The sequence below is a fragment of the Pseudomonas sp. GW101-3H06 genome, from assembly GCF_059424605.1.
Genome location: NZ_JBWKZO010000001.1, coordinates 4986927 through 4999551, shown reverse-complemented (window position 1 = coordinate 4999551; position 12625 = coordinate 4986927). Strand labels below are relative to the sequence as shown.

At 53.0% G+C, this 12625-nt stretch carries 6 protein-coding genes, 6 tRNA genes and 2 rRNA genes; 12 read left to right on the top strand and 2 right to left on the bottom strand.

Going from position 1 to position 12625, the window contains the following annotated elements:
• Positions 1 to 55: 55 nt before the first annotated feature.
• The 5 genes from AC07ZE_RS22920 to AC07ZE_RS22900 all read left to right on the top strand — a co-directional run bounded on the left by AC07ZE_RS22920 (position 56) and on the right by AC07ZE_RS22900 (position 2158).
• Positions 56 to 1297 carry an aspartate kinase gene (locus AC07ZE_RS22920; protein WP_137808005.1) on the top strand — a complete coding sequence of 414 codons (1242 nt, stop codon included), beginning with the start codon at positions 56 to 58 and terminating at the stop codon, positions 1295 to 1297.
• Between the two features lie 186 nt (positions 1298 to 1483).
• Positions 1484 to 1672: a carbon storage regulator CsrA gene (gene csrA, locus AC07ZE_RS22915; protein WP_002554426.1), complete on the top strand. Its 189-nt coding sequence runs from the start codon at positions 1484 to 1486 to the stop codon at positions 1670 to 1672.
• 62 nt (positions 1673 to 1734) lie between these two features.
• Positions 1735 to 1825, top strand: a tRNA-Ser gene (locus AC07ZE_RS22910).
• 108 nt (positions 1826 to 1933) lie between these two features.
• A tRNA-Arg gene (locus tag AC07ZE_RS22905) sits at positions 1934 to 2010 on the top strand.
• 71 nt (positions 2011 to 2081) lie between these two features.
• Positions 2082 to 2158: transfer RNA gene (locus AC07ZE_RS22900), tRNA-Arg, on the top strand.
• Positions 2159 to 2177: 19 nt separating this feature from the next.
• Here AC07ZE_RS22900 and AC07ZE_RS22895 read toward each other — a convergent pair.
• Positions 2178 to 2696 carry a cell envelope protein SmpA gene (locus tag AC07ZE_RS22895; RefSeq protein WP_207266734.1) on the bottom strand — a complete coding sequence of 173 codons (519 nt, stop codon included), beginning with the start codon at positions 2694 to 2696 and terminating at the stop codon, positions 2178 to 2180.
• A 319-nt stretch (positions 2697 to 3015) separates the two neighbouring features.
• Here AC07ZE_RS22895 and mgtE point away from each other — a divergent pair, with 319 nt between their 5' ends.
• Positions 3016 to 4458: a magnesium transporter gene (mgtE, locus tag AC07ZE_RS22890; protein WP_095193282.1), complete on the top strand. Its 1443-nt coding sequence runs from the start codon at positions 3016 to 3018 to the stop codon at positions 4456 to 4458.
• 141 nt (positions 4459 to 4599) lie between these two features.
• Positions 4600 to 5805, top strand: a complete 1206-nt coding sequence (locus tag AC07ZE_RS22885) for an ISL3 family transposase (RefSeq protein WP_207262873.1) — start codon at positions 4600 to 4602, stop codon at positions 5803 to 5805.
• Between the two features lie 73 nt (positions 5806 to 5878).
• Here the strand turns inward: AC07ZE_RS22885 and AC07ZE_RS22880 are convergent, their stop codons facing one another.
• Positions 5879 to 6205, bottom strand: a complete 327-nt coding sequence (locus AC07ZE_RS22880) for an Arc family DNA-binding protein (protein ID WP_003178899.1) — start codon at positions 6203 to 6205, stop codon at positions 5879 to 5881.
• A gap of 636 nt (positions 6206 to 6841) precedes the next feature.
• On the opposite strand from AC07ZE_RS22880, the gene AC07ZE_RS22875 reads away from it, so the two are divergent.
• From AC07ZE_RS22875 to AC07ZE_RS22855, 5 genes are all read left to right on the top strand, one after another.
• Positions 6842 to 6918 (top strand) — tRNA-Arg (locus AC07ZE_RS22875).
• A gap of 627 nt (positions 6919 to 7545) precedes the next feature.
• A 16S ribosomal RNA gene (locus AC07ZE_RS22870) occupies positions 7546 to 9082 on the top strand.
• Between the two features lie 121 nt (positions 9083 to 9203).
• Positions 9204 to 9280 (top strand) — tRNA-Ile (locus tag AC07ZE_RS22865).
• A 9-nt stretch (positions 9281 to 9289) separates the two neighbouring features.
• Positions 9290 to 9365 (top strand) — tRNA-Ala (locus AC07ZE_RS22860).
• A 229-nt stretch (positions 9366 to 9594) separates the two neighbouring features.
• Positions 9595 to 12488: ribosomal RNA gene (locus AC07ZE_RS22855) — 23S ribosomal RNA — on the top strand.
• The 16S and 23S rRNA genes sit together here with 2 tRNA genes alongside, the layout of an rRNA operon.
• Positions 12489 to 12625: the final 137 nt, after the last annotated feature.

Sequence of the window (12625 nt, the reverse complement as noted above, 5' to 3'; positions counted from 1 at the left end):
GTACGCTGTTTGAGTGATTATTTGGGCGCCCTTCATGGGCAGAGGCGGCTTTGAAATGGCTTTGATCGTACAGAAATTTGGAGGCACCTCGGTCGGCACTGTCGAGAGAATCGAGCAGGTCGCCGACAAGGTTAAGAAATTCCGCGATGCCGGCGATGACCTGGTGGTTGTGCTGTCTGCAATGAGCGGCGAAACCAACCGTCTGATCGATCTGGCCAAGCAAATCAGTGGCGACGGCCAACCGGTTCCTCGCGAACTGGATGTGATCGTGTCCACCGGGGAGCAGGTGACGATTGCCCTGTTGGCCATGGCGCTGATGAAGCGTGGTGTGCCAGCAGTGTCCTACACCGGCAATCAGGTACGGATTCTGACGGATAGCGCGCACAATAAAGCGCGTATCTTGCAGATTGATGACCAGAAGATTCGCGGCGACCTGAAGGCCGGTCGCGTGGTGGTTGTCGCCGGTTTCCAGGGCGTCGACGAACACGGCAACATCACCACGCTCGGTCGTGGCGGTTCCGACACCACCGGCGTGGCGCTGGCGGCAGCCTTGAAGGCTGACGAGTGCCAGATCTACACCGACGTCGACGGTGTCTACACCACCGACCCGCGCGTGGTGTCCGTGGCTCAGCGCCTGGACAAGATCACCTTCGAAGAGATGCTGGAAATGGCCAGCCTCGGTTCCAAGGTGTTGCAGATCCGTGCGGTGGAATTCGCCGGCAAATACAACGTTCCGCTGCGCGTATTGCACAGCTTCAAGGAGGGTCCGGGCACCCTCATTACTATTGATGAAGAGGAAACCATGGAACAGCCGATCATTTCCGGCATCGCTTTCAATCGCGATGAAGCCAAGCTGACCATCCGTGGCGTGCCAGACACCCCGGGCGTTGCGTTCAAGATTCTCGGCCCTATCAGCGCCGCGAACATCGAAGTCGACATGATCGTGCAGAACGTCGCGCACGATAACACCACCGACTTCACCTTCACGGTGCACCGCAATGACTATCAGGCGGCACAAGGTGTGCTGGAAAACACCGCTCGTGAGATCGGTGCCCGTGAAGTCGTTGGCGACACCAAGATCGCCAAGGTGTCGATCGTCGGCGTTGGCATGCGCTCTCACGCTGGCGTAGCCAGCCGCATGTTCGAATCCCTGGCCAAGGAAAGCATCAACATCCAGATGATCTCGACGTCGGAAATCAAGGTTTCCGTAGTCATCGAAGAGAAGTATCTGGAACTGGCTGTGCGCGCCCTGCACACGGCTTTCGATCTGGACGCACCAGCCCGCCAGGGCGAGTGATGCGTTCACCAAAGGGCGCGGTCTGACCGCGCCCTTTGTTTTTTTGAATGGCGTGACCCCGAGGCTGTTCTTTTGCTCGCGCTAGTCAATACTCAGGCATGTAGGCCGCGACCGCTCTGGTTGTCGGTCGAGTGCCTTTTTTTTGCAGACTGTTGTCCCTGAAATGTAAGGCGTGAGGAGAAAGGTATGTTGATTCTGACTCGTCGGTGCGCAGAAAGCCTGATTATTGGTGATGGCGAAATCACCGTGACCGTGCTCGGCGTCAAAGGAAATCAGGTGCGTATTGGTGTGAACGCGCCTAAAGAGGTGGCTGTCCACCGTGAGGAAATTTACCTGCGCATCAAGAAAGAGAAGGACGAAGAACCAAGCCATTAATTTTTATCGTTTTTTATGTTTGCAAACGGGGAAGAAGCTGGTTAATATACGCCCCGTGTTGCGGAGAGCTGGCCGAGTGGCCGAAGGCGCTCCCCTGCTAAGGGAGTACACCTCACAAGGGTGTCGGGGGTTCGAATCCCCCGTTCTCCGCCATTATTTGCGTAGTACGTTGTAATCTGGCTTCTTCGGTAAGTTGTTGAAATTACTAGAAAAAAGCGCTTTACAAACAGATTGAACGGCCTATAATGCGCGGCAACAAATGCACTCGTAGCTCAGCTGGATAGAGTACTCGGCTACGAACCGAGCGGTCACAGGTTCGAATCCTGTCGAGTGCACCATTTAAGAGTTGTTTGCAGTAATGTGAGCTACTCTGTTTCAACCAGTTGTGGTCTGGTTTAAAAACACAAATGCACTCGTAGCTCAGCTGGATAGAGTACTCGGCTACGAACCGAGCGGTCACAGGTTCGAATCCTGTCGAGTGCACCATACAACAGAAAGCCCGCATTTAATGCGGGCTTTTTGCCGTCTGGGATTTAGCTTTTCCTTTCGTGCATCCCTTCTCATCGAATTCAATGTTCGCGCCACGACCTCGTTTGGTTTCGTAGCGATAGCGTGTGCTCGAGTTCCGAATGCTGATCTTGTCTGGCTTGCCGAGAGCGCTTTCGACGTCTTGCTGAGTCATGCCTGCGATAATTCGTTGATTGATGATTGCCTCGCGCCGCTCTTTCGCGCTGATCAGATTTCCGCATTTGTCCTCTGCCTTGCCTACGACAGTTGGGGCTCTTCTCTGGATTTTCGTGCCGGGTGTATCGCCACGCTCGGCTTCAGGTATTAGAGCCGTTACTGCGCCAGCGGGTGCGAGTGTGCGGACATCCTGGAGCGAAAAGCTTTCGCCTGTCGTGCAGCTCAGCGTGGTAAAGGTAATGTGCCCATTGTCCGCCTCGCATCGGTGAATGGTCGTGGCAAGCGCTATGGGCGGGCAGAGCAGGGTGATGAGTAAATAACAGTGTGTGCTCGCTGGCATCGGGCGTCCTCCATGACGTTGTTCTCAAGCGTAGTCGACACATTTTTCTGCTGCGGTGTGTTTTCTTTTCAGGATAAGTCGTCGCAGTTTCAAGGATCAGGATGGCGCTCAGGTTTGTCTTGCAAGCGCTTGTTTCAGCCGCGATTTTTTAACATTTAAAACCGTCAGGCGGTGTATCATTGCGCCCGTCAGCCCCGCCGGGGCTTGTGGAATACCTCCATGGACTTACCCAGTAGTTACTCAGTAAAACGTTTTTCCAATCATGAATTGACTGATTGATCCTTCCGGCGTGTTCCACTGCTGGGAGTGGAGTTCGCCTATGTCTGAAGTTGAAGTAAAGAAAACACAGGAAAGCTTGCAGGACCGCCTCGCTCAGGTTGTTGAGCTGTTGCAGCGTCAGCGAGTGGTTGAAGACCTGACTCACCGCCAGGAAGGCCCGCATCACGATCGGGTCGAAAACCTGGTTCATCGGCAGAATCTCGTCGAGTTGCAGCGCAAGCTCGATGACCTGCACTCCGCCGACGTCGCCTATATTCTTGAAGCCTTGCCGTTGGACGATCGTCTGACACTCTGGCAATTGGTCAAGGCTGATCGCGACGGAGACATCCTTCTCGAAGTATCCGACTCGGTCCGTGAAACCCTGATCGCCGACATGGATGATCATGAGCTCCTGGCTGCTGCCAAGGACATGGATGCCGACGAACTCGCTGACCTGGCTTCCGAGCTGCCGCGAGATGTCGTCCACGAGCTGATGGAAACCCTCGATGCCCAGCAGCGCGAGCGCGTACGGTCTGCGTTGTCTTATGACGAGGAGCAGGTTGGTGCATTGATGGACTTCGAGATGGTGACCATCCGCGAGGATGTCAGTCTCGAAGTGGTTCTGCGTTACCTGCGGCGTCTCAAGGAGCTGCCAGGTCATACGGACAAGCTGTTCGTGGTCGACTATGACGGCGTCCTCAAGGGCGTCCTCCCGATCAAGCGTTTATTGGTCAACGATCCCGAAAAGCAGGTTTCTGAAGTCATGGCCAGTGATCCGGTGAGTTTTCATCCGGACGAAGAAGCCTACGATGCTGCCCAGGCGTTCGAGCGTTACGACCTGATTTCCGCGCCTGTGGTCGATAAAAACGGCAAGCTGATTGGTCGTTTGACTATCGATGAGATGGTCGACCTGATTCGTGAAGAGAGCGAAAACGAAGTTCTCAACATGGCGGGTCTGCGCGAAGAAGAAGATATTTTTGCATCGGTCTGGAAATCATTGCGCAACCGTTGGGCCTGGCTGGCGGTGAACTTGATCACTGCATTCGTCGCATCTCGGGTGATTGGCCTGTTTGAAGGTTCCATCGAAAAGCTCGTGGCGCTTGCCGCGCTGATGCCGATCGTTGCGGGCATCGGTGGCAATTCCGGTAACCAGACCATCACCATGATCGTTCGAGCCATGGCGCTGGACCAGGTGAGCACCGGTAATACTTCACGACTCATGCGTAAGGAGTTGGCGGTAGCACTGATCAATGGTGTGATCTGGGGTGGTGTGATCGGGGTTGTTGCTTACCTGCTATATGGCAGCTGGTCTTTGGGGGTGGTGATGACTGCTGCCATGACGCTCAACTTGTTGCTCGCTGCGTTGATGGGCGTTTTGATTCCGATGACGCTCGCGCGGCTTGGACGCGACCCGGCAATGGGGGCCAGCGTAATGATTACGGCCATGACGGATAGTGGTGGGTTCTTCATTTTCCTCGGGCTGGCCACGATCTTCCTGCTCTGAGTTTTTATTGCTGTAAAGCCCGCGCTACCAAGCGGGCTTTTTTTTGGTTCTTCACGGAATCCCGGGAAACACAGAAACAAGAACGCCGATTTGATTGATGATGTTCGTGCGAGCAAACACATCTAACAAACCGGCGTTCTTATGCGCGATATTAATACTTTCCTTCCTTTTTGGGAGGGCTTTTCTGTCGTCAACATCAAGCCTGATGGTGACGCCCTCCAGATTGATCTAGCACCCCACGCCACCCGATTCCCTTCCTGTGGCGGCTGCCAAAAAACCTGTTCAACCACTCATGAGTATTGCGAGCGAGTCGTTCGTGATTTGCCCATTCTTGGCCGTGCGGTACGCCTCAACGTTTTGCTCAGGCGAGTTGGCTGCCGCGATTGTGGCAAACGCATGGAGGCCGTCAGTTGGCTGGATCGCTATGCGCGCATGACGCGCCGCTTGGCCGATGCGGTTATTCAGGCTTGCGAGCGTCTTCCCACTCTGCACGTGGCCCAAATGTTTGGCCTGCATTGGGACACGGTTAGATTGCTGGAACGTCGCGCCCTACAGGCGGTATTGAGCGAACTGCCGAAGGCGCAACCACGACGTTTGGTGATGGATGAGTTCGCGCTGTTCAAAGGGCATCGCTACGCCAGCGTTGTTCTGGATGCCGACACACGACGGGTTCTGTGGATCGGCGAAGGCCGCAGCCGGGCGGCGATCAGACCGTTCTTCGAAGAACTTGGGCCAGAAGGTTGCGCCAAAATCGAAGCGGTGGCGATGGACATGAACACCGCTTTTGACCTGGAAGTTCGTCAGCACTGCCCGAAAGCGCGAGTGGTCTACGACCTGTTTCACGTAGTGGCCAAATACGGCCGAGAGGTCATTGACCGGGTCCGCGTCGACGAAGCCAACCGGCTACGTCACGACAAGCCGTCTCGCAAGGTCATCAAACAAGCGCGATGGCTGTTGCTGCGCAATCCGCAGAATCTGAAAACACCTGAACAAGAGGTTCACCTGCAGGATTTATTGGCAGCCAACCAATCACTGATGACGGTCTATTTGATGAAGGCTGAACTCAAAACACTCTGGGCACCGAGTACCGCCTGGGCTTGGAGATCGGCCTGGAAGCAATGGCTGCGCCATGCTCATGAAAGCGCAATTCCGGCCCTGATCCAATTTGCCAAACGACTAAAGGGTTACTGGCGGGGCATCGTAAGTCGGGTTCGTTGGCCGATGCACACCGGTCAGTTGGAAGGAATAAACAATCGAATAAAGGTCATCAAGCGGATGGCGTACGGTTACCGGGATAGCGAGTTTTTCTTTATGAAGATCAAGAGCGTCTTTCCCGGTAATCCGTGAAGAACCTTTTTTTTGCCCGAATTTCAGGCAAAAAAAAGCCAGCGATCAGGCTGGCTTGAGCTTGCGGTGTGAGTCAGGAGGCGTCAGCGGCCATCTCGGCATCATGGGCAATGAGTGAGACAAGTGCGTTTTGCTGACGGTGGGAGAGTTGGCGGAAGCGTTGCAGCAACTCACGTTCGTGCAATGAAAGCTCTGGGCTGTCCAGGCGCATGCTTAGTTCTTCGCCCAGCGCACCTTCCTGAATAAGGCTCTGTTCAAGGCGTGCGATGATTTCGGAGTTCATGCTGCGGTGATGATTGCGAGCCACCTCGGCAATGCGTTCACGCATTCCGTCTGGCAGACGTACGACGAACTTGTCAGCCGTACGGCTGGAATAAATTGCCTGTTTCAATGGGCGCATATATTTAACCGGTTAGTTCAGGGGAGCGGTTCTCGGGATTGGCCGCAGGATGTCTGATACGACAAGCGCTATGGCCAAATGTTCAACCTGAATTGATAGAGGCGCGCATCATGCCTCAAACTTGCCAGATCATTGGCGTCAATTCTGTGACAAATATTGAACTGGGTAAAGGCGTTATGCCAGCACCAATTATCAGAAATGCGGACTGGTTTGGAAAGCTGTCCAGGTCCGTATCGCCGGTTGCGTCCTCTGCCTGACAGTCGACGTCAAGATCTCTGACGGGGTGTCATACGAATCGATCACTGTTCCTTACCCTTTACAGGATAGTGGCAAATGGCCGATTTACTAGAGGTGGATAGGCGGCGAGGGCTATTTAGGATGGATGGCAGAGGATTTTGTCATGGGGGCTGCCGGACCTGGTTGGTAGGGGGGAGTTGTCGAATGGCGTCCGTCCAGTGTTTCTGTCGGCGTGAGGAAGATATCCTGAGTCGCCTATTGGTTTTGCTCGGTAAAACTCCGCCGCCATCTGGAGCTTCCTCCTACACTTAAAAAGCCCACGGATGACATGACAAAGGTGGGATTGCCCGTTAACATGCACGCCGTCTATCGCTCTGCGTATTCTCGCGGGCAATTTGTGTCTCAGTAGCTCAATTGGATAGAGCATCCCCCTCCTAAGGGGAAGGTTGGCAGTTCGAACCTGCCCTGGGACACCACCTTTGATAACCCTCCAGTCTTTTTTTCATCCGTCGTTAGCAGTGGCTACTCCGATGTGCTTTCTGGCGGGGGCTGACTTCTTCTATATAGAAGGAGGTGAGGCTTCCCACTTTTTGCGCGTTAATAATAGAAAAACCAAATCAGTGCTTGACGGCAGATCTGAGGTGTCTATAATTCGCCCCACTTCCGGCGCAGTCGAAACGGAAAACTCCTTGGTAAACAATGAGTTACGCAGTTTTCGGCAGCAGGTTGCTTCAGGTCATCGAAGCTGAAAGGAAGTTGAAAAAGAGGTGTTGACAGCAGCGAGTAACGCTGTAGAATTCGCCTCCCGCTGACGAGAGATCGAAAGCGCAAGTGGTTGAAGTTGTTAAGGAAAACCTTGAAAACTTCTGAAATAACCGCTTGACAGCAAATGAGGCTGCTGTAGAATGCGCGCCTCGGTTGAGACGAAAGCTCTTAACCAACCGCTCTTTAACAACTGAATCAAGCAATTCGTGTGGGTGCTTGTGGTATCAGACTGCTAGTCAACAGATTATCAGCATCACAAGTTACTCCGCGAGAAATCAAAGATGTAACCAACGATTGCTGAGCCAAGTTTAGGGTTTTCTCAAAACCCAAAGATGTTTGAACTGAAGAGTTTGATCATGGCTCAGATTGAACGCTGGCGGCAGGCCTAACACATGCAAGTCGAGCGGATGAAGGGAGCTTGCTCTCTGATTCAGCGGCGGACGGGTGAGTAATGCCTAGGAATCTGCCTGGTAGTGGGGGACAACGTTTCGAAAGGAACGCTAATACCGCATACGTCCTACGGGAGAAAGCAGGGGACCTTCGGGCCTTGCGCTATCAGATGAGCCTAGGTCGGATTAGCTAGTTGGTGAGGTAATGGCTCACCAAGGCGACGATCCGTAACTGGTCTGAGAGGATGATCAGTCACACTGGAACTGAGACACGGTCCAGACTCCTACGGGAGGCAGCAGTGGGGAATATTGGACAATGGGCGAAAGCCTGATCCAGCCATGCCGCGTGTGTGAAGAAGGTCTTCGGATTGTAAAGCACTTTAAGTTGGGAGGAAGGGTTGTAGATTAATACTCTGCAATTTTGACGTTACCGACAGAATAAGCACCGGCTAACTCTGTGCCAGCAGCCGCGGTAATACAGAGGGTGCAAGCGTTAATCGGAATTACTGGGCGTAAAGCGCGCGTAGGTGGTTTGTTAAGTTGGATGTGAAAGCCCCGGGCTCAACCTGGGAACTGCATTCAAAACTGACAAGCTAGAGTATGGTAGAGGGTGGTGGAATTTCCTGTGTAGCGGTGAAATGCGTAGATATAGGAAGGAACACCAGTGGCGAAGGCGACCACCTGGACTGATACTGACACTGAGGTGCGAAAGCGTGGGGAGCAAACAGGATTAGATACCCTGGTAGTCCACGCCGTAAACGATGTCAACTAGCCGTTGGGAGCCTTGAGCTCTTAGTGGCGCAGCTAACGCATTAAGTTGACCGCCTGGGGAGTACGGCCGCAAGGTTAAAACTCAAATGAATTGACGGGGGCCCGCACAAGCGGTGGAGCATGTGGTTTAATTCGAAGCAACGCGAAGAACCTTACCAGGCCTTGACATCCAATGAACTTTCCAGAGATGGATTGGTGCCTTCGGGAACATTGAGACAGGTGCTGCATGGCTGTCGTCAGCTCGTGTCGTGAGATGTTGGGTTAAGTCCCGTAACGAGCGCAACCCTTGTCCTTAGTTACCAGCACGTAATGGTGGGCACTCTAAGGAGACTGCCGGTGACAAACCGGAGGAAGGTGGGGATGACGTCAAGTCATCATGGCCCTTACGGCCTGGGCTACACACGTGCTACAATGGTCGGTACAGAGGGTTGCCAAGCCGCGAGGTGGAGCTAATCCCATAAAACCGATCGTAGTCCGGATCGCAGTCTGCAACTCGACTGCGTGAAGTCGGAATCGCTAGTAATCGCGAATCAGAATGTCGCGGTGAATACGTTCCCGGGCCTTGTACACACCGCCCGTCACACCATGGGAGTGGGTTGCACCAGAAGTAGCTAGTCTAACCTTCGGGGGGACGGTTACCACGGTGTGATTCATGACTGGGGTGAAGTCGTAACAAGGTAGCCGTAGGGGAACCTGCGGCTGGATCACCTCCTTAATCGACGACTCAGCTGCACCATGAGCTCCCACACGAATTGCTTGATTCATTGAAGAAGACGATAGAAGCAGCTTTAAGCTCCAAGCTGATAGCTCACGCTAACAGTTACAAGCTCGAAATTGGGTCTGTAGCTCAGTTGGTTAGAGCGCACCCCTGATAAGGGTGAGGTCGGCAGTTCGAATCTGCCCAGACCCACCAATTTTGTATGGGGCCATAGCTCAGCTGGGAGAGCGCCTGCCTTGCACGCAGGAGGTCAGCGGTTCGATCCCGCTTGGCTCCACCATAAACTGCTTCGAAAGTTTGAGAGTTTAGAAATGAGTATTCCGGTGTGAATATTGATTTCTAGTCTTTTGATTAGATCGTTCTTTAAAAATTTGGGTATGTGATAGAAAGATAGACTGAACGTTACTTTCACTGGTAACGGATCAGGCTAAGGTAAAATTTGTGAGTTTAATCGCGAATTTTCGGCGAATGTCGTCTTCACAGTATAACCAGATTGCTTGGGGTTATATGGTCAAGTGAAGAAGCGCATACGGTGGATGCCTTGGCAGTCAGAGGCGATGAAAGACGTGGTAGCCTGCGAAAAGCTTCGGGGAGTCGGCAAACAGACTTTGATCCGGAGATGTCTGAATGGGGGAACCCAGCCATCATAAGATGGTTATCTTGTACTGAATACATAGGTGCAAGAGGCGAACCAGGGGAACTGAAACATCTAAGTACCCTGAGGAAAAGAAATCAACCGAGATTCCCTTAGTAGTGGCGAGCGAACGGGGACTAGCCCTTAAGTTGATTTGAGATTAGCGGAACGCTCTGGAAAGTGCGGCCATAGTGGGTGATAGCCCTGTACGCGAAAATCTCTTATCAATGAAATCGAGTAGGACGGAGCACGAGAAACTTTGTCTGAATATGGGGGGACCATCCTCCAAGGCTAAATACTACTGACTGACCGATAGTGAACTAGTACCGTGAGGGAAAGGCGAAAAGAACCCCGGAGAGGGGAGTGAAATAGATCCTGAAACCGTATGCGTACAAGCAGTGGGAGCCTACTTTGTTAGGTGACTGCGTACCTTTTGTATAATGGGTCAGCGACTTATTTTCAGTGGCGAGCTTAACCGAATAGGGGAGGCGTAGCGAAAGCGAGTCTTAATAGGGCGTCTAGTCGCTGGGAATAGACCCGAAACCGGGCGATCTATCCATGGGCAGGTTGAAGGTTAGGTAACACTGACTGGAGGACCGAACCGACTACCGTTGAAAAGTTAGCGGATGACCTGTGGATCGGAGTGAAAGGCTAATCAAGCTCGGAGATAGCTGGTTCTCCTCGAAAGCTATTTAGGTAGCGCCTCATGTATCACTGTAGGGGGTAGAGCACTGTTTCGGCTAGGGGGTCATCCCGACTTACCAAACCGATGCAAACTCCGAATACCTACAAGTGCCGAGCATGGGAGACACACGGCGGGTGCTAACGTCCGTCGTGAAAAGGGAAACAACCCAGACCGTCAGCTAAGGTCCCAAAGTTATGGTTAAGTGGGAAACGATGTGGGAAGGCTTAGACAGCTAGGAGGTTGGCTTAGAAGCAGCCACCCTTTAAAGAAAGCGTAATAGCTCACTAGTCGAGTCGGCCTGCGCGGAAGATGTAACGGGGCTCAAACCATACACCGAAGCTACGGGTATCATCTTCGGATGATGCGGTAGAGGAGCGTTCTGTAAGCCTGTGAAGGTGAGTTGAGAAGCTTGCTGGAGGTATCAGAAGTGCGAATGCTGACATGAGTAACGACAATGGGTGTGAAAAACACCCACGCCGAAAGACCAAGGTTTCCTGCGCAACGTTAATCGACGCAGGGTTAGTCGGTCCCTAAGGCGAGGCTGAAAAGCGTAGTCGATGGAAAACAGGTTAATATTCCTGTACTTCTGGTTATTGCGATGGAGGGACGGAGAAGGCTAGGCCAGCTTGGCGTTGGTTGTCCAAGTTTAAGGTGGTAGGCTGAAATCTTAGGTAAATCCGGGGTTTCAAGGCCGAGAGCTGATGACGAGTTACCTTTCAGGTGACGAAGTGGTTGATGCCATGCTTCCAAGAAAAGCTTCTAAGCTTCAGATAACCAGGAACCGTACCCCAAACCGACACAGGTGGTTGGGTAGAGAATACCAAGGCGCTTGAGAGAACTCGGGTGAAGGAACTAGGCAAAATGGCACCGTAACTTCGGGAGAAGGTGCGCCGGTGAGGGTGAAGCACTTGCTGCGTAAGCCCACGCCGGTCGAAGATACCAGGCCGCTGCGACTGTTTATTAAAAACACAGCACTCTGCAAACACGAAAGTGGACGTATAGGGTGTGACGCCTGCCCGGTGCCGGAAGGTTAATTGATGGGGTTAGCTAACGCGAAGCTCTTGATCGAAGCCCCGGTAAACGGCGGCCGTAACTATAACGGTCCTAAGGTAGCGAAATTCCTTGTCGGGTAAGTTCCGACCTGCACGAATGGCGTAACGATGGCGGCGCTGTCTCCACCCGAGACTCAGTGAAATTGAAATCGCTGTGAAGATGCAGTGTATCCGCGGCTAGACGGAAAGACCCCGTGAACCTTTACTATAGCTTTGCACTGGACTTTGAATTTGCTTGTGTAGGATAGGTGGGAGGCTTTGAAGCGTGGACGCCAGTTCGCGTGGAGCCATCCTTGAAATACCACCCTGGCAACTTTGAGGTTCTAACTCAGGTCCGTTATCCGGATCGAGGACAGTGTATGGTGGGTAGTTTGACTGGGGCGGTCTCCTCCTAAAGAGTAACGGAGGAGTACGAAGGTGCGCTCAGACCGGTCGGAAATCGGTCGTAGAGTATAAAGGCAAAAGCGCGCTTGACTGCGAGACAGACACGTCGAGCAGGTACGAAAGTAGGTCTTAGTGATCCGGTGGTTCTGTATGGAAGGGCCATCGCTCAACGGATAAAAGGTACTCCGGGGATAACAGGCTGATACCGCCCAAGAGTTCATATCGACGGCGGTGTTTGGCACCTCGATGTCGGCTCATCACATCCTGGGGCTGAAGCCGGTCCCAAGGGTATGGCTGTTCGCCATTTAAAGTGGTACGCGAGCTGGGTTTAGAACGTCGTGAGACAGTTCGGTCCCTATCTGCCGTGGACGTTTGAGATTTGAGAGGGGCTGCTCCTAGTACGAGAGGACCGGAGTGGACGAACCTCTGGTGTTCCGGTTGTCACGCCAGTGGCATTGCCGGGTAGCTATGTTCGGAATAGATAACCGCTGAAAGCATCTAAGCGGGAAACTAGCCTCAAGATGAGATCTCACTGGAGCCTTGAGCTCCCTGAAGGGCCGTCGAAGACTACGACGTTGATAGGTCGGGTGTGTAAGCGCTGTGAGGCGTTGAGCTAACCGATACTAATTGCCCGTGAGGCTTGACCATATAACACCCAAGCAATTTGATGCTCCGAGTTGAAAAGACGAAAGAGACCAGATTGCGGTGTGTGAAGACGCAATGAACCGAAAGTTCGCCAACACACAAACTATCGCATACCCAATTCGCTGGAACGTCGCAAGACG

Coding starts and splice junctions, on each gene's coding strand:
- AC07ZE_RS22885 (WP_207262873.1), top strand. CDS start 4,600: ATGCGCGATATTAATACTTTCCTTCCTTTTTGGGAGGGCTTTTCTGTC.
- AC07ZE_RS22880 (WP_003178899.1), bottom strand. CDS start 6,205: ATGCGCCCATTGAAACAGGCAATTTATTCCAGCCGTACGGCTGACAAG.
- mgtE (WP_095193282.1), top strand. CDS start 3,016: ATGTCTGAAGTTGAAGTAAAGAAAACACAGGAAAGCTTGCAGGACCGC.
- AC07ZE_RS22920 (WP_137808005.1), top strand. CDS start 56: ATGGCTTTGATCGTACAGAAATTTGGAGGCACCTCGGTCGGCACTGTC.
- AC07ZE_RS22895 (WP_207266734.1), bottom strand. CDS start 2,696: ATGCCAGCGAGCACACACTGTTATTTACTCATCACCCTGCTCTGCCCG.
- csrA (WP_002554426.1), top strand. CDS start 1,484: ATGTTGATTCTGACTCGTCGGTGCGCAGAAAGCCTGATTATTGGTGAT.